Raw genomic sequence first — 20,770 nt, 5'->3', positions numbered from 1 at the left:
ATAATAAATATACTGTCTTTGATGGAGGGATATTCTATGGAATTTCGACTACGGGCTCCTTATAGTCTTTCTGGAGATCAGCCCCAGGCAGTGGACAAGCTTACTGAAGGCATTCTAGCCGGTAATAAGCACCAAACGCTGCTGGGTGTTACCGGATCGGGTAAAACATTTACAATGGCCAGCATCATTGAACGCATTCAAAAACCGACCCTGGTCTTTGCACACAATAAGACGCTGGCCGGACAGCTGTATTGCGAGTTTAAGGAATTTTTTCCGGAGAATGCGGTTGAATATTTTGTCAGTTATTATGATTATTATCAGCCGGAAGCTTATGTTCCATCCAATGACCTCTACATTGAAAAAGACGCTTCCATCAATGAGGAAATAGAAAAATTGCGGCACTCGGCCACAGCTGCGTTGTTTGAAAGAAGAGATGTCATTGTTATCGCAAGTGTTTCCTGTATCTATGGTATGGGATCTCCCGATGAGTACCGGGATATGGTTCTGTCTTTAAGGCAGGGCCAGGAAATAGAACGCAATCAGATGCTGCGCAAGCTGGTTGAAATCCAGTACGACCGGAATGATACCGCCTTTTATCGCGGAACTTTCCGGGTAAGAGGGGATGTCGTCGAGGTATGTCCTGCTTCTACGGATGAAAAGGCAGTTCGGATTGAAATGTTCGGCGATGAAATCGAACATCTTTATGAGGTGAATCTTCTGACCGGTGAAATCCTGGGAGAACGAAAACATATCTCGATTTTTCCAAACTCCCACTATGTGACCGAACGTGATAAATTAATGCTGGCTGCTGAAAATATTGAGCAGGAGCTTGAAGAGCGTCTGGAATATTTCCGTTCAAGGGAAAAGCTACTGGAGGCTCAGCGCCTCGAACAGAGAACCCGCTACGATATTGAAATGCTTCGGGAGATGGAATTTTGCAACGGTATTGAAAATTATTCCAGGCATCTTACCTTCCGCAAACCAGGAGAAACACCCTATACTTTGCTGCACTTTTTCCCGAAGGATTTCCTGATGTTCATTGATGAATCACATCAGACTCTGCCGCAGGTCAGAGGCATGTTTGAGGGAGACCGTTCCAGGAAAAGCACGCTGGTGGAGCATGGTTTCCGCCTGCCCTCTGCCATGGATAACCGGCCGCTGCGTTTTTCTGAATTTGAAATAGTTGTACCCCAAAGGGTCTATGTCAGTGCGACTCCCGGACCATACGAAATGGAGCACTGCCGCGAGGTTGTCGAACAGATTATCCGGCCCACAGGTTTGATTGACCCGGAGATCATTGTGAAGCCCACCCAGGGACAGATTGATGACCTGATCGGCGAGATCCGGCAGCGGATTGCCAGGGACGAAAGAATCCTCGTGACCACACTGACCAAGAGAATGTCCGAAGACCTGACAGACTATCTGAAACAGCTGAATATTAGTGTCAGATATCTTCATTCTGATATTCAGACCCTTGAGAGGCTGGAAATCTTAAGAGAACTCCGTCTTGGAGAAATAGATGTGATTGTCGGGATTAACCTTTTAAGAGAAGGCCTTGATTTGCCTGAGGTATCGCTGGTGGCGATCCTTGATGCTGACAAGGAAGGATTCTTAAGATCGGAAAGGTCTTTGATCCAGACTGTGGGCCGGGCGGCCCGAAATGTCAACGGAAAAGTCATCATGTATGCGGACAATATGACGGAATCCATGAAAGCCGCGATTGGTGAGACCAACCGTCGCCGAGCGATCCAGGAAGAATATAACAGAGCACACGGGATTATCCCGCAGACCATTCGCAAGCAGATCTATGAAGTGCCTGAAGCGACGAAAGTTGCGGAGAAAAAGACGGCTTATGGGGAAAAAGGCGGCAAGTTGACACCTGAGGAACAGGAAAAAACCATTCAGGTCCTGGAAGAAGAGATGCTTAAGGCTGCCAGGGAACTGGATTTTGAACGCGCAGCTGATTTAAGGGATGCGATCATTGAACTGAAGGGAGAATATGCTGGTATGACACGGAGCAGCCGCTCTAAATCCGGCAAAAACTATTCTTCCGAGAAACAGAACAGATCCCGTAAAAAAAGAAGGTAAATAAATGCGAACAAATGTTCCCTTTTACTGTTTTTTGGTGTAAGATAAGATCGTGGCAATTATGGAAGAATAGATGTTAAATAAGGAATAGAATCAAGCAAAAATATAGCCTTATCATCTTTAGAAGCCTTATGGAGGAAATGTATGACCCAGGATTATATCAAGGTACGGGGCGCCCGTGTCCATAACCTCAAAAACATTGATGTCGATATTCCGCGGGATAAGCTCGTTGTTATTACCGGCCTGTCCGGTTCAGGAAAATCATCTCTAGCTTTTGACACCATTTACGCTGAAGGCCAAAGACGCTATGTTGAGTCCCTCTCAGCTTATGCCCGCCAGTTCCTGGGGCAGATGGACAAACCGGATGTCGATTATATTGAAGGGCTATCACCCGCAATCTCCATTGATCAGAAGACGACAAATCGCAATCCACGATCAACCGTAGGAACGGTAACGGAAATCTATGATTATCTCAGACTGCTTTATGCAAGGGTCGGTCATCCGCATTGTCCGAACTGCGGCAAGGAGATCAGCCAGCAGACCGTCCAGCAGATGGTGGATCAATTACTGACCTATCCGGAGAAAACCCGTTTACAGATTCTAGCACCGGTGATCAAAGGAAAAAAAGGAGAGCACGTCCGGACACTCGAACAGGTCAGAAAAAGCGGCTACGTCCGGGTGAGGGTGGATGGAGAAGTCAGAGATCTCAGTGAGGAAATACTTCTTGAAAAAAACAAAAAACACTCCATTGATGTGGTTGTCGACAGAATTTCCCTGAAGCCCGACAGCACCGCTCGGCTCGCCGACTCAATCGAGACTGCGCTGAAGCTCGCCGAAGGCACGGTCCTGGTCGACATCGCGGGTCAGGAAGAGATTCTATTCAGCGAAAATTTTGCGTGCCCGGACTGCGGAATTGCAATCGACGAGATTGCTCCAAGACTGTTTTCCTTCAACAGCCCATTCGGGGCCTGTCCGTCGTGTACCGGACTCGGGGCGAATCTGGAAGCAGATATCGATCTGATTATCTCCGACCGCGGCAAGTCGATCAATGAAGGTGCAATCGTGCCGTGGGCGAAATCGAATTTGAGCTATTATCCTGCCTTGCTGCAGGGGCTGGCCGAAAAATTCGGGTTCAGTCTGGACTGCCCGGTGAAAAATCTGACACCGGAGCAGTGGCAGGTCCTGGTCTATGGCTCTGATTCACCGATTAAATTCAGTTACTACAATATCTTTGATGAATTAAAATATTGGAAAGCGCCTTTTGAAGGACTGGTGCCGTATTTTAACCGCCGATATAAGGAATCGACCTCGGACTATGTCCGGAATGAAATAGAAGGTCTGATGACAGAGAGACCGTGCCCGGTCTGTCAGGGCAAGAGGCTGAAACCCGAAGCGCTGGCTGTGAAGATTAATCGTTTATCCATCTATGAGCTGACCCGGCTTACCGTGATGGAGTCCCTGGACTTTTTTAAAAAGATGGTTCTAAGTGAAAAGGAACAGATGATTGCGCGTCAGGTTTTGAAAGAAATCAAAGAAAGGCTTGGTTTTCTTGTTAATGTCGGGCTGGACTACCTGACTCTGGATCGTGCCGCCGGGACACTTTCAGGCGGGGAGGCCCAGCGGATCCGTCTGGCCACGCAGATTGGCTCGAGTCTCACCGGCGTGCTTTATGTGCTGGATGAGCCAAGCATCGGTCTGCACCAGCGCGATAACGCTAAACTGCTGGACACGTTGAAAAAACTGCGGGACTTGGGGAACACGCTTTTGGTCGTGGAACATGATGAGGATACTCTTTTGGAGGCCGACCATATCATTGATATCGGCCCTGGCGCCGGAACCCATGGCGGGCATATTGTGGCGCAGGGAGATCTGGAAGCGATCAAGGCGTGTGAAGCTTCGATTACCGGGCAGTATCAGACCGGTCGTAAAAAGATTGAAGTCCCTGCTCAACGTCGCCAGCCGAACGGAAAATGGCTTGAAGTAGTCGGCGCAGCCCAGAACAACCTGAAACAGCTCCATGCCAAATTCCCTTTGGGTGTGATGACTTGTGTAACAGGAGTGTCCGGATCGGGCAAAAGCACGCTGGTCAACGAAATATTATTTAAAGGGCTTCAGATGGAACTCAAAATCAGCAGTAAAGTCCGTCCCGGGGTTTACCGGGAGCTCAAAGGACTGGAGTATGTCGACAAGGTTATCGACATTGATCAGTCTCCGATCGGGCGTACACCGCGATCCAATCCAGCCACGTACACCGGGCTATTTGATTTTATCCGGGACCTTTTTTCCCAGACGCCGGAAGCGAAAATCAGAGGCTATAAACAAGGCCGGTTCAGCTTCAATGTCAAAGGCGGACGCTGTGAGGCATGCCGGGGAGACGGAATCATAAAAATTGAAATGCATTTTCTTCCGGATGTCTATGTCCCGTGTGAGGTATGCCGCGGGCAGCGTTACAACCGTGAGACCCTGGAGGTAAGCTTTAAAGGAAAAAATATTGCGGAGATCCTCAACATGACGGTTGCTGAAGCGGTTGAATTTTTCGCGGCTGTACCTCGGATTGCTCGGAAACTGCAGACCCTGCAGGATGTTGGCTTAGGCTACATCAAGCTTGGGCAGCCGGCTACGACCCTTTCCGGGGGAGAGGCCCAGCGCGTTAAGTTGGCTACGGAGCTCAGCCGCCGCAGTACGGGGAAAACGCTGTATATTTTGGATGAACCGACGACCGGTTTGCACGTCGCCGATGTGGATAAGCTGTTAAAGGTCTTACAGCGCCTTGTTGAGGCGGGCGATTCCGTTCTGATCATTGAGCACAATCTGGACGTGATTAAAACCGCCGATTATATCATCGACCTCGGTCCAGAAGGCGGCAGCCGGGGAGGCGAGATTGTCGCAGTCGGTACACCAGAGGAAATCGCCGCGGTTCCCGCCTCGTATACTGGACAGTTTTTAGGAAAACATTTGGGAATTTAGGACAATGGGTTAAATTCATTAATTTTTACAAGCTGGCGTCGTTTTATACGGTGTCAGCTTTTCTGATTTTTCGACAATGTCATTAATTGGTGTACTCCCCTTGTGGAAAAGTGTCGGCAGGGGGTAGACAATTGAAGGCAGATGGTATATATTATATTGTAAATAATTTTAAGGAATCGTTCCTATATTTTTGGAGGGAAAGAGAAAAATGCGATCGAAAGTCAACATCAATGCGTTGCAGAACAAAGTGAATTTAAGTGAAAAAATTACCATGCTCACGTGTTATGACTATCCAATGGCCCTTCTCGAAGAGAAGGCTGGTATCGATATTATACTTGTCGGAGATTCTATGGCAATGACCGTTCTGGGAGAAGAGACAACCCTGGGCATGGACCTGGATACCATGGTCACACATGCCAAGGCAGTCCGTAAAGGTGCACCTACGGCGTACTTAGTCGGCGATATGCCTTATATGACCTATCAGATCAGCAAAAAAGAAGCCATTCGCAATGCAAGCCGTTTTATGGCAGAGGCTGGCTGCGATGCTGTCAAGCTGGAAGGCGGATCCAATATGGCGGATACCGTCGAAGCTATGGTCAAAGCGACCATTCCTGTCATGGGACATCTTGGCTTAACTCCGCAATCGATGGCTCAATTAGGTGGATTCAAATCCCAGGGACGCGATTGTGCAGGCGCCTTAAAGATTATTGAAGATGCCAGAATTCTTGAGGAAGCCGGTATTAGCCTGTTGCTGCTGGAAGCTATTCCGCCTGAAGTCGGCAAGATTGTTACTGAAAGAGCAAATATCCCGGTTATTGGAATCGGAGCAGGTCCATATGTTCATGGACAGCTGATGATTGTCCACGATGCGCTGGGTTTCTTTGACGCTTTCACCCCCAAATTTGTCAAGAAGTATGTGAATCTGAATTCGATCATTTTGGATGCTTTGGAAAGCTACAAGAATGATGTAGTTGGGGAACAGTACCCGGAAGACGGACATAATTATAACTTTATGAATGGGGAATTGGAAAAGCTTCTCAGGCAAGCATAAAAATCATACAGGAATATGAAGGTTTAATATTAGATACTGCTGACCGTTGTTGGCAGTATTTTTGTTTCTTATTCAGTACAAACAAATGAATTACACGAATTTCTGGATATTGTTTTCCCGGGCGAACCGGTACACTGCAATTAGGAAGAAAGCCACGGCAAAAGCAATCAAGATAGCAATATTCATCAGGATTTCTGACAGACTGCTGCCGGACTGCATTTTTCGAATCGCATCCAAAGCCCACCATTGCGGCATAAAATGGGCGATTTTCTGCATGGTTTCGGGCATCAGGCTAACCGGCCAGAAACATCCTCCCAGCATGCAGGTCGGTGTCAGGATAAGCGTAGAAAGCGTGCCTGCCATGTAGGACGAACTGGAAAACGCTGTTGTAATAAGTCCAATCCCGATCGAAACAAGGCCGAACAGCAGAAGGATAAAGAACAGAAGGATTGCAGGCACATAGGTTTCAATACGGAACAGATATTGTAAAGCCACGATGATAAAGAGTGTTTGAACGGTAACGATGATCAGGCTGCTTAGCGCATTTGCACTGAGATATTCCTTTGGCGATACGGGACTCGCACAAATTCTGTGATAGGTCCTGGTTTTTTTTTCATTCAGGATAGCATGGGATGTCAAGCCTGCTCCGAGCATAACAAACATCAGCAGGAAGCCGAAGCTTGTCAGGGTAATATCCTTGCTGACACTTTCGTCCTGCAGTTCGACAGCAGATACCTGGAGCGGATGGCTGCTGTATTCCTGAAACAGTCCCCGGAAAGCTGTCTCGTCCCCGCCGGCAGCGGCAGCCAGATCTTTCAGATTCCGGGTCTGCAGATTGAAAAACTGCTCCAGCCAGGCCGTTGTATCCTGTCCCTTTAACGAGATGATTTTGATTGCTGCCGGAGAGCTGGCAACAATACTTTTTTCATATCCACCGGGGATGATGACAGCTGCCTCCAGGGTTTGATCCAGAAGGTTGTTTTTTATTTCTGTTTCTTGGAGGGGAGTAAGCGTATAGTTTCCCGCTTTAGCAGTTTCCTGGACAAGGTAGGCGGAAAGGGCAGTTTGGTCTTTGTCAATCAGCCCGATTTGGACGGGTTCTGACTTGGCCCCGCTGTAGATCGCCAGTGCAAAGACAATACCGAGCAGTGGAAGAAGCAGATAGACAATATAATTCCCCTTTTTTCTAAAGGTGACCTTTAAGGTGTTCTGGACTAAAAATAGAATGTTTTTCATTCAGACCGCCTCCTTTCTGGACAGGAATGCTGAGACCATTAGAAATGTCGCGGCGACAGCCAGATTGATCAGAATAGCAGGAAGCATGATCGTATAGTCCTGATCATAGATCAATCTGAAAATTGCCTCATTTGTCCACTTAAGCGGAGATAGCGCAGTGATGGCAGTGAGTGGACCATTCAGCGAGGATAACGGGACATACCCGCCGCCGAGGAAAGCAATAATTGGGATCAAAACATTTAGACAAGCGGCACCTGTACCGTCATTGCGAATCAGGTAAGCAATTCCTGTGCCTAGACTGATTGCCAGAACAGCTTCAGAGAAAATGATCAGCAGGACCGATAGCAGATCTGATCCCCAGTACACTTTAAAGAAAAGCGAGCTGAACAGAAGAACGACCGCTGCCTGCACGATGGTTACCAGGAGGCCGCCGAGCGTTTTGCCTGTGAGTAGTTCAATTTTGGTGACAGGACTGCAAAGTATCCTGTTTCCGGTTTTAAAATTCTGTTCATTTTTAACAGACCAGAATCCGGTCAGCGAAGCGTACAGTAAAAAAAGTGTCAGCATGGTTACCGCGTAGTAATCCAGTGAACCGGGTTCTCTTTTTTTGTCTATGGATTCGGACTGAACATAATCTTCTTCAGGACTAGCCATAATGCCCGCTAATGCGGAAGGATTTATTTGGGCAATCAGCTTAACGGCATCGTATCTGGCGGCAAACACTTTAACGGATGATTCAACAAGATTGGCCTCAAAGTTAAAACGCGCATTTTTATAGACGCGAATTTCCGGAGGGGCGCTCGTCAGCAAAATAAAACAGGAATACTGGTCATTTTTAATACTGCTTAGACCTTCCTCTGGGTCTGTCGTTTCGGTAAAAGTAATTCCCAGCTGTTTCTGCAGCTCATCCTGAAAGGAATGAAAACTTTCGGTAAGTGCCGGATCTCCTTGAACAGAATAAAGGACACGTATATCGTCCAATACAATATCATTGGAAAATACACCGGAAAAGGCCGTACCCAGAATGACAATCAAGACAATCGGGAAAAGGACCATCATAATATTCGCTTTGAAATCCCGAATGTTCTGTTTGAATTCCTTTAAAATAATATGGATAATTCTCATGGTAGCCACCTAATCCCTTAGACTGCGGCCGGTCAGCGACAGAAATACAGTTTCCAGGTCCGGTGTTCTGCTCTCAACACTTTTGATTGAGAACTTGTTTTCGGTAAAGTAACAGATAATTTTATCAAGGTTGTGGACTTCTTTGGCAGTGCTTATTTTTAGCGTATTTTCTTCAATGTCCATCTGAAGAACCCCGGGTATTTCCCTGATCTTGTCTTCGACAGCTTTCGTGATCGAGTCGTTAACGGTAATCCAGACAATATTGGAGTCGGTTAACAGCGCTTTCAACTCTTCTTTGCTGCCCAGGGCGATCACTTTGCCGTGATCCATGATCGCGATTCGGGAACAGATTTCTTCGACTTCTTCCATGTAATGACTGGTATAAATGATTGTACAGCCCATCTGATTTAATTTCTTAACAGATTGCAGGATATGATTCCGGGATTGAGGATCGATACCTACGGTAGGCTCATCCATGATAATCAATTTCGGTTTGTGGGTAATCGCACAGGCGATATTCAGCCGTCTTTTCATGCCCCCGGAAAAGCTTTTTGGATAACTGTTTGCTTTATCGCTTAATCCGGTAAATTCAAGCGCCTCAGCCGCTGCTTTATTCAGCTCATCCCCTCGCAGACCGTAAAGTCCCGCAAAAAATTTGACATTTTCCAGCGTGGTCAGATCTTCATAAATGGCAATATCCTGGGGAACTATGCCTGTATTTTTCTTCGAAAAGGCTTTGTTTCTTTTCGTATCTTTATTCAGTATAGAGATACTCCCTTTATCGATGGATAATAAGCCAATAATCATGTTAATAGCGGTGCTCTTACCTGCACCGTTCGGTCCTAAAAGTCCAAATATTTCTCCCTTCGCAATGCTGATATTCATGTTATCTACAGCAATGACATCACCGAATTTTTTCGTAACATTTTCCATCACCAGGATGCTCATAATGAATCGCCCCTTTCATTTTCCTACCCATCCCTCTGATTCATCAAAGAAAACTTGGCTGGCGCCAAGTTTTCTGGCGGCAGCCTTAGCTGCACTTAGATATATAAGAAAGTAACGTATACTTTCTTATATACTAATAAAAAAAGGAACCTTTCGTTAGTAGAAAAGGTCACCAGTTTGTATGACAAAAGTCATTTGTTTATGATGATTGAGTTGCATTCTTTTTGTTATGTAACGTTTTTATGATTTGGAACCGGTCAGGTAATAAATCGCAATTTGGGTTCGGTGTTCAAGTCCCGTTTTATTCAGGATGGAAGTGATATAATTTTTAACTGTGCCTTCCGAGACATAGAGCTTCTTTGCTATTTCGCGATTAGCCAGACCTTTGGAAATAAGTTTGATGATATCCATTTCCCTGTCAGAAAAAAGATCTTCGGCAATTTTGACTTTGGGATTCGTGACCAGCTCCTCCCGAATTTTTTTCATCACACTGTCCTGCATCACAATGCCGCCCTCATATACCATTTTTATCGCGTCCATGATCCGGTCAGGGGAACTGTTCTTCAGCAAATACCCTCTTGAGCCGTTTTTTACGGCCGTCAGAATAAAATCATCGTCGTCAAATGTGGTCAGGATCAGTGGCTTGACGGTCGTTTTTTCAGATATTTCTCTGGAAGCCTGCAGGCCGTCCATGACAGGCATCCTGACATCAAGCAGCGCGATATCGACTTTCTGGGATTCGCAGTATTGGATGGCCTGCAGGCCATTTTCCACACAGGCGGTTACTTCAAAACGTTCGTCGTTTTGAAGTATGATTTTAAGCCCTTCCCGGATCAGGATATCGTCATCGGTAATAAGTACTTTAATCGGCATTTTCTGCTCCTTTCACAGGCAGTAAGGTAATGACGGAAAAACCGTCTGAACTGTCCAGAATAAGTTTACCCCCGCAGCTTTCCGTTCTTTCTTCCATCCCTTCCAGCCCCAATCCCTTCTTAATCGATATGGCACCGACTCCATTATCTTTTATTTCGACCTTAATAAGTTTATTCATTATTTCAAGTTTTATTTTCACTTCTCCGGCGGATGAATATTTCAATGTATTTGTCAGTGCTTCCCGGACATTCTCCAGAATGATTCTCCATTGTGAATGGGTAATGCAGTTCAGATCACCCTGGTAGTTCAAATGTGTTTTCATTTGGCTGTTAAATGAATGTTCATCCAGAATCGCTTTCAAACGATTAATGCCAAGCTGCTCAGGAGCTGGTTTGATAGTTCTGAGTGTAGAACGGATATCCTCCATGCCTTCTTTCAGAACATGGATAACATTGATAATAATCTCCTTTGATCTGCTTTGGTCCCGATCAATCACCAGGCGGGCGGCTTCAAGCTGGATCAGGCTTCCGGCAAGGACATGCCCAATTTTATCGTGAATATTTTGCGCAAGCGTATTTCTTTCTTCCAGTTGGCTTAAATACTTGACCTGGTTTTCATATTCGGTACCGGAGTGCAAACGACCGTAAAGAGAATGGTTCTTTTCTCTTAAGAAATCGTTGTCCGCGGCCAGGCGGGCAATGCGCATCGAAGATTTTAGGGACAGTTCATAAATCATGGCACTCAAAAGACTGATCAGCAGATATTCCGGGATAATATTCCCCGCAAGCAAGAAAAGAGGAAGAGCTGTAGAGATCAGGGCATATAATGGATTCTTCCCGAACTGGTGAAACAATTCCAACAAGTTTAACGGCAAAAGAAAAACAAAGAGATTAGAGGCATAGAAAGCAGAGAGAATCAGAAAAACACATATCAAAACCATCCATGTTTTTTTTACGGATTCCCTGGAGGAAATAATATGAAACATGCTCATAATGATATAGATAAGTAGAAGTAACAGCACCAGGGGCAAATTGGTCATCCCAGTCAGTACATAGCAAAAAATACTATATAGAATGATCACTAATTTCGTGCCCAAAAGCCAGCTGGTCATCAGATTACCTCGTTCATCCTATTTCACATATCAGATTTCGGTGAAAAAACCTAGGTGCTTTTTGATATATCTATGGGCAACTAAGGCCTACGCCTGTGCCAAAAGGCTTGCCGTAAGCCAAATTCTCTATATAATCCTACTATAGTTTTTCTACCGGGACCATGTCAACCCTAATTCTGGTATGTTATACGTATACGTCTGACTACCTTGCCTAAAAATCGAAAAGGCTACGGCCCTCAAGTTCTATGGTATAATAGTATCGATTTGTTCGTGTAATCTACCAAAGGAGTGAAATAGATTGATCCGACTTGTTGCCATAGATTTGGATGAAACACTGCTTAACGATGCGTGGCAAATTTCTGAAGGGAATATCAAGGCCATCCGCCGCGCAGTGGCCAAAGGCGTAATGGTTACGCTTGCTACAGGAAGGATGGCTGTATCTGCCAGAAAATACGCCAGCCAGCTGGGTCTGGATGTTCCGATTATTACATGCAACGGAGCCTTGATCGAGCACTCCCTGAGCAGGGAAATCATCTGCCATAAAGTGATTCCGTCAGGATTAGCTATGAAGATTATTCAGCATCTCCAGTCGAAAGAAGTCTACACACAGGTGTTTATCAAAGATGAAGTCTTTACAAATAAATGGAATCAATATTCCAAAGCCTATGAGGAAATGACCGGAATAAAGGTCCAGGAAACGGATGTGCTGCAAATTTTGCACACTGAGCCGGAAGGTGCTGAAAAAATATTGTGCATTTCCGGGGAGGATTATCTCCAGACTGCTACGGCAGAACTGCGGCAGATCTATGCCGACAGGCTTCATTTTACGCGTTCCAAGCCAATTTTTCTGGATATGATCGATAAAGAGGTCAACAAAGGCAGCGCGCTTAGGGCGTTAGCCGCGAATTTCGGCATCTTGCCGGAAGAAATTATCGCGATTGGGGATAATTTCAATGACCGGGAAATGCTGATGTTTGCCGGTATCGGTGTGGCTATGGGCAATGCCCATCAGGAACTTAAAGAAATTGCGGATTATATTACAGCTTCAAATAAAGAAGACGGAGTAGCCAAAGTTTTCGAGAAATTTGTTCTGTAAGGTCCATCATAAATCAAAAAAAATCCAGCCTAAGAATTCAGGTAAGGAGTTTTAATGTGAAGATCCTGCTCGTTGGCATAAATACCCGGTATGTACATACAAATCTGGCCATTCGCGGTCTGCGTGAAGTCCTGAAGACACAGGGAAACACTGAATGGGAAATCTGTATCCGCGAATTTTCGATTAATGAGCATCTGGACAAAATTGCCGGAGAAATATTTGAAGAGAAACCGGATGTCCTTGGTTTCTCCTGCTATATCTGGAACATTGTCTCCGTTAAGGCCCTGGTACGCAGGTTGAGGCCTGTCTTGCCCGATACCTTCATTCTGGCTGGGGGGCCGGAAGTATCTTTTGACTGTGATCGTCTTATGAATGAGGTCCCCCAGCTCGATGCGGTCGTTGCCGGGGAAGCCGAACGGGTTCTGCCTGTGCTGCTTAAAGGTTGGTCCGAAGGCAGCCTTCCCCGGGATGTCGCCGGTGTTGTCTGGCGACTGCGGAGAGAGGCCGGCGGTCCCCAGGGCCTGAACAGCATGACTGCCTCGGATGGTTTCCAGGGAATGACCAGCACGGATGCATGTGGCATGGTAGTGACGAATGCAGCGACACCGGATACCGTGGATCTGAATTTTCTGCCAAACCCCTACGCGGTGCAAGAGGATTTTCGCGGGAAACTGGTTTATGTCGAGACAAGCAGGGGCTGTCCGTATAACTGTGAATTTTGTATTTCGTCCACTTTCAAGGGTGTCCGGTTTTTGCAGCCGGAGCGTTTTCGTCCTATTTTGCGGCAGCTTTTTGCGAACGGGGCACGGACGATTAAATTTGTGGACAGAACATTCAACGCATCCAAAACACACGGGTTTCAAGTTCTTGACCTATTTAAAGAGGAAGCTGAACGGGAGTACGAGAAAACAGGACCGGAGGGCACATATGGATTGTCTGGGGACATTCCACGGGCTCATTGCGAGATAGCCGGAGATTTGCTGGATCAGGACTGGCTGCAGTACTTGCAGAACTATCCGACAGGAATGATTCAATTAGAGATAGGAGTCCAGTCCACCCATCCACCTGCTTTGAAAGCGATCCGCCGATCCCAGAATTTTGCGGACTGGAAAGATAAGGTTCGTTATTTGCAGCACGATTGCGGGATACCGGTTCATTTGGATCTTATTGCAGGCTTGCCCCATGAGGGGTGGGCAGAATTCCGCAAGTCATTTGATGAAGTTTTTAATCTCAGACCGAATCATTTGCAGCTTGGTTTTCTGAAGGTATTGAAGGGTTCGGGAATCCGCAGGCAATGCACCCAATACGGGCTGAAATACTGCCCGGATCCGCCCTATACGGTCTTGAAAACACGGGAGTTGAGCCACGAACAGGTTTTGGACCTGGCCCGAATAGAAGAAACTCTGGAAAGGTACTATAATTCTGGAAGGTTTAAGTTTTCACTCGAAGTTGTTCTTGCTGACCGGCAAAGCCCGTTTGATTTTTTTGATGCTCTGGCCAGATACTGGCACGGTAAGGGCTGGTTCCAAAGAGAATGGAGTTCCAGGTCACTCTTCGAGAATATCTGGGAATTTCTGATGGAACAGCCGGACGGCCGGACCGCACTGAATCGGAAACTTTGGCGCGAAGCACTGCGTTTTGATTATTTTGTCGCTGAACGTCCCGGGCAAATCCCTGATTTTCTACAGAGAGCAGAAGAGACTGTCCAGGATAAAAGTTGGAAAGAAGAGATAAGGAAGGACCCGATTTGGCAGAACCGGATTCCTGAGTCTGAGGGCATGGATAAAAGGCAATGGATCAGAGCTACGGCTATCGAATATTTTGAGCGGGATATTCCAACAGGGACTACAGAACATTCCCCGGGAAAAGGCGGCTGGTATTTGTTCTACTACGGTCGAAAGCCGACCCAGTATTTTAAAGTTGAAAGTTGAAGCTCCTAAAAGCATATAGAAAATCAATTGACAAAAACAGTCTCAGAAAGTAGTATTTGTAACTTTCCAGCGGACGGATTAGAATAAGGGGAGAAGAAACGAATATTTGCTCGGGTTAGTCTCCGTAATGGATGCGCAACAGCCGAGAAACGGTATTATGGCCTTTAGACTTACCCTAATGGTTTTTGAATATTTTAGTAATATTGTATCAGGTATGTGGAGAGGAAATCGCTCTGAATGGAAAAAAGGCTGGAAGCACTTCTGTGTATTATGATAATTATATTGAGCTTAACGGCTTTAACAGCTTGTTCCAAGGGACCCTCTCCGGGGGAACCCGGCGGAGACGCCCCTGCGGTAATCTCTGTCTGGTATTCGTTGGACGGCAAAGAAGAACAGGCTTTACTTGCGCAGTTTGCCAGAATCAATAAGGAATATCCCGAAGTATCGGTTAAAGGTGAAAAAATTGCTGAGGCAGATATTGTCCAGCAGGTCTGGAACTACCAAGCCGGAGCAGAGGGGCCGGAAATTGTGATTGCTAGAAGACAGATCCTCGATGCGCTCTATAAAAAAGGGGCGGTCTCACCTGTTCTGGCGGATATCGACTCAGCCTATCCGGCGGCGAGAGCGGTTTTTACGTATAATAAACAAGCATTTGCAGCACCCTGGCTTACGGATGTGCCACTGCTCTACTACCGCAAAGATAAAGTACTGGTGCCCCCGGCAAGTCTGGCGGAAATCTGGGAGAAACATTCCGTCATCGCAGTTCCGGGTCTGAATGCGTCGCTGCTCAGTCCGTGGTGGAGGGCTGAGGGAGGAACGTTAAGTGCCAACGGTGTTCCAGCCCTGGATTCGCAGAAGAATCGGGCTTTTATCAACAATTTTGCAGCGCTTCGTCAGCAAAATCAAGTGCTTTTGGACAGTGCGGCCTTAGCCCGGTTTGCCGGGGGTGAGACCGGTTACCTGCTGACCTGGGCCAGTGACAGTACCAGACTGACGAACATAGGTGGAAACTGGGACTGTCTGTCCTTCTATTCTTTACTGGGAGCCAAGGGACAGGTTTTGCTGGAGCATACGATCGGAATCGCTAATTCATCCATAAAGACCATTCCTGTCATGGAAAGCGCCATTCGGCTGGTTGAAGAAGAACTGCTGAAGCCGGCGGCGGAAGAGGCGATGTTTCAAGCCGGCGGCAGGCTGCCTGTTAACAGTGCGTATTACGAATCGGCGACGAAGCGTTTTCAGTCAGAGGTTGCTTTGTCTTTGCAGTCTGCCTGGTATTTGGAGGGTTCAGTGAACGACTGGACGTATTTGGACCTCCTAAATTCCAGCTGGCAGAATATTGCAGGAGGGGCCAATATGGAAAGTGAACTCGCTCGTATTCAGCAGGATGCGTCGGATATTGGCAAGCAAACGAAATAATCAGGAAAGGAACAATTCAGGTGGGGAAAAGGCTATGAAAAGTGAAGCATTGAAACTGGTGATTATTACCGGTTTGTCCGGGGCTGGAAAAACGCAAGCCCTGCAAAGTATGGAAGACCTTGGATTTTTTTGCGTTGACAATCTTCCGCCGAGCCTTATTGAAAAGTTCGTTGACTTGTGTGCCCAATCCCAAGGAAAAATAGACAAAGCTGCCATTGTCTGTGACTTACGCGGCGGAGATTTCTTTTCTTCTTTAAACCAGGCGCTCGAGGATCTGCAGGAGGCGGGATATCAATACGAAATTTTATTCCTAGAGGCTTCGGACGATGTTCTGGTCAACCGTTATAAAGAATCAAGAAGAAGGCATCCCGTATCTCCGAAGGGAAATGTGCTGGAAGGCATTCACAAAGAGCGGCAATATCTTGCCGATTTACGCGGGGATGCAAGCAAGATCATTGACAGTTCAGACCTGACAACCGTACAGATGAAGGAAAAAATCAGGAATCTGTTTGGAAAGGAATACGATCCGGCCAGGATGTCCGTATCGGTTGTTTCTTTTGGGTTTAAATTTGGGATACCGCTGGATGCCGATACAATTATCGATGTCCGTTTTCTGCCTAATCCGTATTATTTAAAGGAACTTAAACCGCTGAACGGCAAAGATAAAGAGGTCAGGGATTATGTTTTGCTGAATCCTACCACGGCTGATTTTATCGGCAGGTTTTTTCATATGCTGGAATTTATTTTGCCGTTATATCTCAAGGAAGGCAAGAGTCACCTGGTCATCGGCATAGGATGTACAGGGGGGCAGCACCGTTCCGTGGCAATTGCCGAGAAAACAGCGGAGTTCCTGCAGATGAACAATTACTCCTGTGTTATAAACCACAGAGATATCAAAGGATAGGAATGGTTTGACGAGATGGAACTTCCGAAAAAATATTTGGAAATGTGCAAATGGTTCTATCCAAATTTAGGTGTAAAAAGATATTTTCTGTTGGCAATCCTCGGTTTATTTCTTGTCGCCGGCGGACTTTCGGTCATCAGCTCCGGGGAAACCCTCGGATTTATTGAAGTGCAGTTTCGGGAGATCATCTATCAGCTGGCCGGCAAAGATACCGTAATGGTGGGTCCGGCGGGGGTCGTTACCTGCCTGGCAGGTATGGCTATCGTTTTTATTGCGTTTAAAAAAATGATCAGCTCGATCATTTCCGTGCTGATTCCGGAAAATGAAGATAGAATTCTCGATGTGATTTATTCCCGCCGTCAATTGAAGCGAGGACCTAAAATTGTTGTTATCGGTGGAGGTACCGGGCTGTCGGCGTTGCTGAAAGGGCTAAAAGAATATACCAGCAATCTGACGGCTATCGTTACCGTTGGGGATGATGGCGGAAGCTCGGGGCGTCTGCGTCGAGAGCTTGGGATTCTGCCGCCCGGGGATATCCGTAACTGTCTGGTTGCTCTGGCTGAAAAAGAAGATATCATGGAAGAACTTTTTTCCTATCGCTTTGATACCGGGACGCTGGCCGGGCACAGCCTCGGGAATTTGTTTCTTGCAGGTCTGGCCGGAAGATTCGGTGATTTTCAGAAAGGCATCGAGCAAATTGGCAAAGTATTCGCCTTGCGCGGGGAAGTATATCCGTCAACGCTTTCTCAAATCACCCTGAATGCTTATTTTGAAGACGGTAGATTCATTAACGGCGAGACAGCCATCCGGACGACACCTGGCAAGATCAAAGTTCTCAATATTATGCCCCAGGACTGTCGGCCCTTGCCCGGAGCTTTAGCGGCGCTTGAAGATGCCGACCTGATTGTTCTTGGGCCGGGGAGTCTTTATACCAGTATCATTCCGAATCTATTGGTGAAAGGGCTTCGCGACAAGATTGCTTCGGCCAAGGCTCCGTGCATTTATGTCTGCAACATTATGACGGAACCTGGAGAGACTGACCATTATGCGGTCGCCGACCATTTGAAGGTGATTATCGAGCATGTTGGGAAGGATCTGGTTGATGCGGTGCTGGCTGCCAGAGAAAATATATCTCAGCAAGTCAGGGAACGCTATCAGGCAGAAGGAGCTGAGGTTGTGGACGGTGATGCCGCTGAGGTCGAAAAACTGGGTGTTCGTTACTTTGAAGGCAGTTTTTACACCGGCGGGGAAGTTGTCCGGCATAATCCGGATAAGCTGGCTAAAGAAATTTTGCGTCTGTTATTCCGTCTCAAGCCCGTGAATGAGAGAGTCGCCATGGTTGATTCGTATCTGCTAAATCGGAAAATTAAGTCGATATAAATATAAGCCGCTGTTGATGAAAAAGGATATTATTTTGAAGGGCCGGAGTTGATGGTATGTCGTTTAGTGCCATAACCAAAGAGGAACTAGCCAGACTGGAGTTGCAGAAGGATTGTTGTGAGCTGGCTGAGCTGGCTTCGCTTATCCGCATGGATGGAACACTGCAGATCAGCGCGAATCAGAAATATTCCCTGAACGTGATCACTGAAAGCGCTCCTGTGGCGCGAAAAATATATAACCTGGCCAAAGAATCGCTGCATCTGCCAGCCGATATTGTGGTCAGGCGGAAATTAAGACTGAAGAAAAACAATTCTTACCTGGTGAAGATTTACCCCAGAGAGATGAGTGATCTGCAAAGACTCGGATTGTTTAATGAAGAGGGAGAAATCCAGGCCGGAATTGATAAGAAACTTATTGCCAAAAAATGTGACCAGAAGGCTTACCTCCGCGGGGCATTTCTGGCCGGAGGCTCGATCAGTAACCCTGAGGGGAATTATCATATGGAGATTATCACGAATGATCCGGTTCTGGCAGGAGACCTGAGCGAACTTTTGAACAAATTTGATCTAAAGGCGAAGGTCAGTACCCGTAAGAATTTCCATGTGGTTTATTTAAAGGAGAGCGAACATATCGTCGAGTTTCTTGCGCTGATTGGTGCCCACCAGGCGTTATTTGAGTTTGAAAATATCCGGATCATCAAAGAAATGCGCAACCAAGTTAACCGGATCGTTAATTGTGAGACTGCCAATCTGAATAAGACGGTGGACGCCGCAGTACGTCAGTTAGAAAACATTCGGCTGATTGAAAGGACCATCGGACTCAAAGCCCTGCCGGAAAATCTGCAGGAGATTGCTTGCCTGCGTCTGGAATTTCCGGATTATACCTTGAAAGAACTGGGCGAAATTCTGACCCCGAAAGTCGGTAAATCGGGCGTCAATCACAGACTGCGCAAGATTGAAGAGATTGCCGAAAAGATTCAGACGGATAAGAACAAACCAAAGCCTGGCAAAGGAAAGAGTTAAAGCAAATGTTTTCGATCACGATGGTAATGCAATTTCTAGGCGGACTGGGACTGTTCCTGTACGGGGTTAATGTTACTTCGGAAGGGCTGCAGAAAATTGCCGCGAAAAAGTTGAAAAACATCCTGGCCTCTTTAACTAGAAAGCCTTGGGCAGCGACCCTATTCGGAATTGTGATGACAGTCGCGCTGCAAAGCAGTACCGCGACAACGGTCATGATCGTCGAATTTGTCAATTCAGGCCTGATGACGCTGACCCAGGCGCTTGGTGTTGTTCTGGGGTCAGCGGTCGGGACCTCGATCGTCATTCAATTAATCTCTTTCCCAATCCTGGATTTTGCACTTTTGCTGCTTTTTATCGGATTTATCATGTTTTTTCTTGTCAGAACCATGCTGGCCAAAAGCATCGGACAAGCGCTGATCGGTTTTGGCTGTATTTTTGTTGGCATGTCTTTGCTTTCTGGAGCATTTTCACCGTTGAAAAGCTCGCCTGATGTCGATGCGTTCCTCTCCCAGTTCGGGACAAACCCGATTCTCGGTATAGCCATAAGTATGGTTGTGACAGCATTACTGCAGAGCAGTGCTGCGTTTCTGGCAATTCTTATTTCCCTCTCCACACACGGACTGCTGTCTGTGGAATCGGTCATCCCGCTGGTCATGGGGGCTCACATCGGGGGGACGCTGACGACTTTGTTTTCCTCTCTCAGCGCTGAACGGGCCGATGCGGTTAGGGTAGCCGCAGCCAACACGCTTTATCGTCTTGCTGCAGCGTTAATCTTACTGCCGTTTTTTCCGTACTTTACTCGGTTTATCGAATGGAGTGCTGCGGACCTGCCCCGGCAGGTAGCGAATACGCATCTTTTTTCGGCAGTCTTAATGGTGATTCTATTTCTGCCTTTAAACAAAATCTTAAGCAAATGTCTGATTAAGCTGATCCCGCAGCGAAGGGACGAAGGCAAAAAACCAAGGCTTATTTATATTACCAAGGCAGCTCCTGAACTGCCGGCTGTTGCCTTGACCCAGGCAAGACAGGAAATCCGCTGGGTGGCGAATAAGATCCTTGAGAATATGGTTCAAATACTGCCGCGTATCATCTTTTACGGGGATACAAAAATACTTCAGGAGCTGGAACGGACGGAGCGGGAAGTAGACTGGCACTATCAGGAACTGTCGAAATTCTTTACGGAATTATTCCGTCGGAATATGACCCGGGAACAAATTGTCGAGAGCCACAGCTACCAGTTGATCATTAAAGAACTTGAATATATTGCCGACAGCCTGATTGTGATGGCCAGGCTGGGGACCAGGATTCATGCTGCCCAGATAATGGCTGAAGAGACTGATCAGGAAAAGGCCGGAGAATTATACATCGCTGTATCCAGCAATTTTTTAACCCTGCTGCGCTATTTGGAAAGAGGTGATCAGGCTCTTGCTTTGCTGATCATCGAAGCCCATCAGGGTATTATCGAAATCTATAATCAAGTTCAGAACAGCCTGACTTGCCGGATCTCCAAAGATGATCAAGGTATGCAGGAATTGAACAGCTGGCTGTATAAAATTGGGGAGCATATTGTCCGGATCGCCAAGATATTGCAGGATTAGATGCAAATTAATTTCACAAAT

General features: G+C 46.7%; 15 protein-coding genes. 10 read left to right on the top strand and 5 right to left on the bottom strand.

The window, feature by feature from the left end; translation table 11 throughout:
• Positions 1 to 36 precede the first annotated feature (36 nt).
• From uvrB to panB, 3 genes are all read left to right on the top strand, one after another.
• Positions 37 to 2,088, top strand: a complete 2,052-nt coding sequence (uvrB, locus tag DEHRE_RS13375) for an excinuclease ABC subunit UvrB (protein WP_019224963.1) — start codon at positions 37 to 39, stop codon at positions 2,086 to 2,088.
• Positions 2,089 to 2,232: 144 nt separating this feature from the next.
• Positions 2,233 to 5,055, top strand: coding sequence for an excinuclease ABC subunit UvrA (uvrA, locus tag DEHRE_RS13370; RefSeq protein WP_019224962.1), 2,823 nt, complete (start codon positions 2,233 to 2,235; stop codon positions 5,053 to 5,055).
• 208 nt (positions 5,056 to 5,263) lie between these two features.
• Positions 5,264 to 6,106: a 3-methyl-2-oxobutanoate hydroxymethyltransferase gene (panB, locus tag DEHRE_RS13365; protein WP_015044879.1), complete on the top strand. Its 843-nt coding sequence runs from the start codon at positions 5,264 to 5,266 to the stop codon at positions 6,104 to 6,106.
• A gap of 90 nt (positions 6,107 to 6,196) precedes the next feature.
• On the opposite strand, the gene DEHRE_RS13360 is transcribed toward panB, so the two are convergent.
• From DEHRE_RS13360 to DEHRE_RS13340, 5 genes are all read right to left on the bottom strand, one after another.
• Complete coding sequence (locus DEHRE_RS13360; protein ID WP_019224961.1) at positions 6,197 to 7,342, bottom strand: ABC transporter permease; 1,146 nt, start codon at positions 7,340 to 7,342, stop codon at positions 6,197 to 6,199.
• Positions 7,343 to 8,467, bottom strand: coding sequence for an ABC transporter permease (locus DEHRE_RS13355; protein WP_019224960.1), 1,125 nt, complete (start codon positions 8,465 to 8,467; stop codon positions 7,343 to 7,345). It lies immediately after the preceding gene.
• 9 nt (positions 8,468 to 8,476) lie between these two features.
• Positions 8,477 to 9,415 carry an ABC transporter ATP-binding protein gene (locus DEHRE_RS13350; RefSeq protein WP_019224959.1) on the bottom strand — a complete coding sequence of 313 codons (939 nt, stop codon included), beginning with the start codon at positions 9,413 to 9,415 and terminating at the stop codon, positions 8,477 to 8,479.
• A 240-nt stretch (positions 9,416 to 9,655) separates the two neighbouring features.
• On the bottom strand, positions 9,656 to 10,288 hold the full coding sequence (locus DEHRE_RS13345; RefSeq protein WP_019224958.1) for a response regulator transcription factor: 633 nt from the start codon (positions 10,286 to 10,288) through the stop codon (positions 9,656 to 9,658).
• Positions 10,278 to 11,399, bottom strand: coding sequence for a sensor histidine kinase (locus tag DEHRE_RS13340; RefSeq protein ID WP_019224957.1), 1,122 nt, complete (start codon positions 11,397 to 11,399; stop codon positions 10,278 to 10,280). Before DEHRE_RS13340 ends, DEHRE_RS13345 begins: the two co-directional genes overlap by 11 nt.
• 298 nt (positions 11,400 to 11,697) lie before the next feature.
• On the opposite strand from DEHRE_RS13340, the gene DEHRE_RS13335 reads away from it, so the two are divergent.
• From DEHRE_RS13335 to DEHRE_RS13305, 7 genes are all read left to right on the top strand, one after another.
• Entirely contained in the window at positions 11,698 to 12,495 is a 798-nt protein-coding gene (locus DEHRE_RS13335) for a Cof-type HAD-IIB family hydrolase (RefSeq protein WP_019224956.1), read from the top strand.
• A gap of 56 nt (positions 12,496 to 12,551) precedes the next feature.
• A complete protein-coding gene (locus tag DEHRE_RS13330) occupies positions 12,552 to 14,426 on the top strand; it encodes a B12-binding domain-containing radical SAM protein (RefSeq protein ID WP_019224955.1) in 1,875 nt (624 codons plus the stop codon).
• A 270-nt stretch (positions 14,427 to 14,696) separates the two neighbouring features.
• Complete coding sequence (locus tag DEHRE_RS13325) at positions 14,697 to 15,845, top strand: ABC transporter substrate-binding protein (protein ID WP_242836977.1); 1,149 nt, start codon at positions 14,697 to 14,699, stop codon at positions 15,843 to 15,845.
• Between the two features lie 34 nt (positions 15,846 to 15,879).
• Entirely contained in the window at positions 15,880 to 16,749 is an 870-nt protein-coding gene (gene rapZ / locus DEHRE_RS13320) for an RNase adapter RapZ (protein ID WP_019224953.1), read from the top strand.
• Positions 16,750 to 16,764: 15 nt separating this feature from the next.
• Positions 16,765 to 18,129 (top strand): gluconeogenesis factor YvcK family protein, encoded by a 1,365-nt coding sequence (locus tag DEHRE_RS13315; protein ID WP_019224952.1) that lies wholly within the window; start codon positions 16,765 to 16,767, stop codon positions 18,127 to 18,129.
• A gap of 56 nt (positions 18,130 to 18,185) precedes the next feature.
• Positions 18,186 to 19,151, top strand: a complete 966-nt coding sequence (gene whiA, locus DEHRE_RS13310; protein ID WP_019224951.1) for a DNA-binding protein WhiA — start codon at positions 18,186 to 18,188, stop codon at positions 19,149 to 19,151.
• Between the two features lie 5 nt (positions 19,152 to 19,156).
• Positions 19,157 to 20,749: a Na/Pi cotransporter family protein gene (locus DEHRE_RS13305; RefSeq protein WP_019224950.1), complete on the top strand. Its 1,593-nt coding sequence runs from the start codon at positions 19,157 to 19,159 to the stop codon at positions 20,747 to 20,749.
• Positions 20,750 to 20,770: the final 21 nt, after the last annotated feature.

It is taken from the genome of Dehalobacter restrictus DSM 9455 (genome assembly GCF_000512895.1).
Classification (GTDB): Bacteria; Bacillota; Desulfitobacteriia; order Desulfitobacteriales; family Syntrophobotulaceae; genus Dehalobacter; species Dehalobacter restrictus.
The sequence above is the reverse complement of the archived record's forward strand: the minus strand, read 5'-3'. Positions and strand labels throughout refer to the sequence as shown.

What these genes read in the sequence shown, in the direction of transcription:
- whiA (WP_019224951.1), top strand. Translation starts at nt 18,186, where the DNA reads ATGTCGTTTAGTGCCATAACCAAAGAGGAACTAGCCAGACTGGAGTTG.
- uvrB (WP_019224963.1), top strand. Translation starts at nt 37, where the DNA reads ATGGAATTTCGACTACGGGCTCCTTATAGTCTTTCTGGAGATCAGCCC.
- DEHRE_RS13355 (WP_019224960.1), bottom strand. Translation starts at nt 8,467, where the DNA reads ATGAGAATTATCCATATTATTTTAAAGGAATTCAAACAGAACATTCGG.
- panB (WP_015044879.1), top strand. Translation starts at nt 5,264, where the DNA reads ATGCGATCGAAAGTCAACATCAATGCGTTGCAGAACAAAGTGAATTTA.
- DEHRE_RS13360 (WP_019224961.1), bottom strand. Translation starts at nt 7,342, where the DNA reads ATGAAAAACATTCTATTTTTAGTCCAGAACACCTTAAAGGTCACCTTT.
- uvrA (WP_019224962.1), top strand. Translation starts at nt 2,233, where the DNA reads ATGACCCAGGATTATATCAAGGTACGGGGCGCCCGTGTCCATAACCTC.
- DEHRE_RS13305 (WP_019224950.1), top strand. Translation starts at nt 19,157, where the DNA reads ATGTTTTCGATCACGATGGTAATGCAATTTCTAGGCGGACTGGGACTG.
- DEHRE_RS13340 (WP_019224957.1), bottom strand. Translation starts at nt 11,399, where the DNA reads ATGACCAGCTGGCTTTTGGGCACGAAATTAGTGATCATTCTATATAGT.
- DEHRE_RS13315 (WP_019224952.1), top strand. Translation starts at nt 16,765, where the DNA reads ATGGAACTTCCGAAAAAATATTTGGAAATGTGCAAATGGTTCTATCCA.
- DEHRE_RS13325 (WP_242836977.1), top strand. Translation starts at nt 14,697, where the DNA reads ATGATAATTATATTGAGCTTAACGGCTTTAACAGCTTGTTCCAAGGGA.
- rapZ (WP_019224953.1), top strand. Translation starts at nt 15,880, where the DNA reads ATGAAAAGTGAAGCATTGAAACTGGTGATTATTACCGGTTTGTCCGGG.
- DEHRE_RS13345 (WP_019224958.1), bottom strand. Translation starts at nt 10,288, where the DNA reads ATGCCGATTAAAGTACTTATTACCGATGACGATATCCTGATCCGGGAA.
- DEHRE_RS13350 (WP_019224959.1), bottom strand. Translation starts at nt 9,415, where the DNA reads ATGAGCATCCTGGTGATGGAAAATGTTACGAAAAAATTCGGTGATGTC.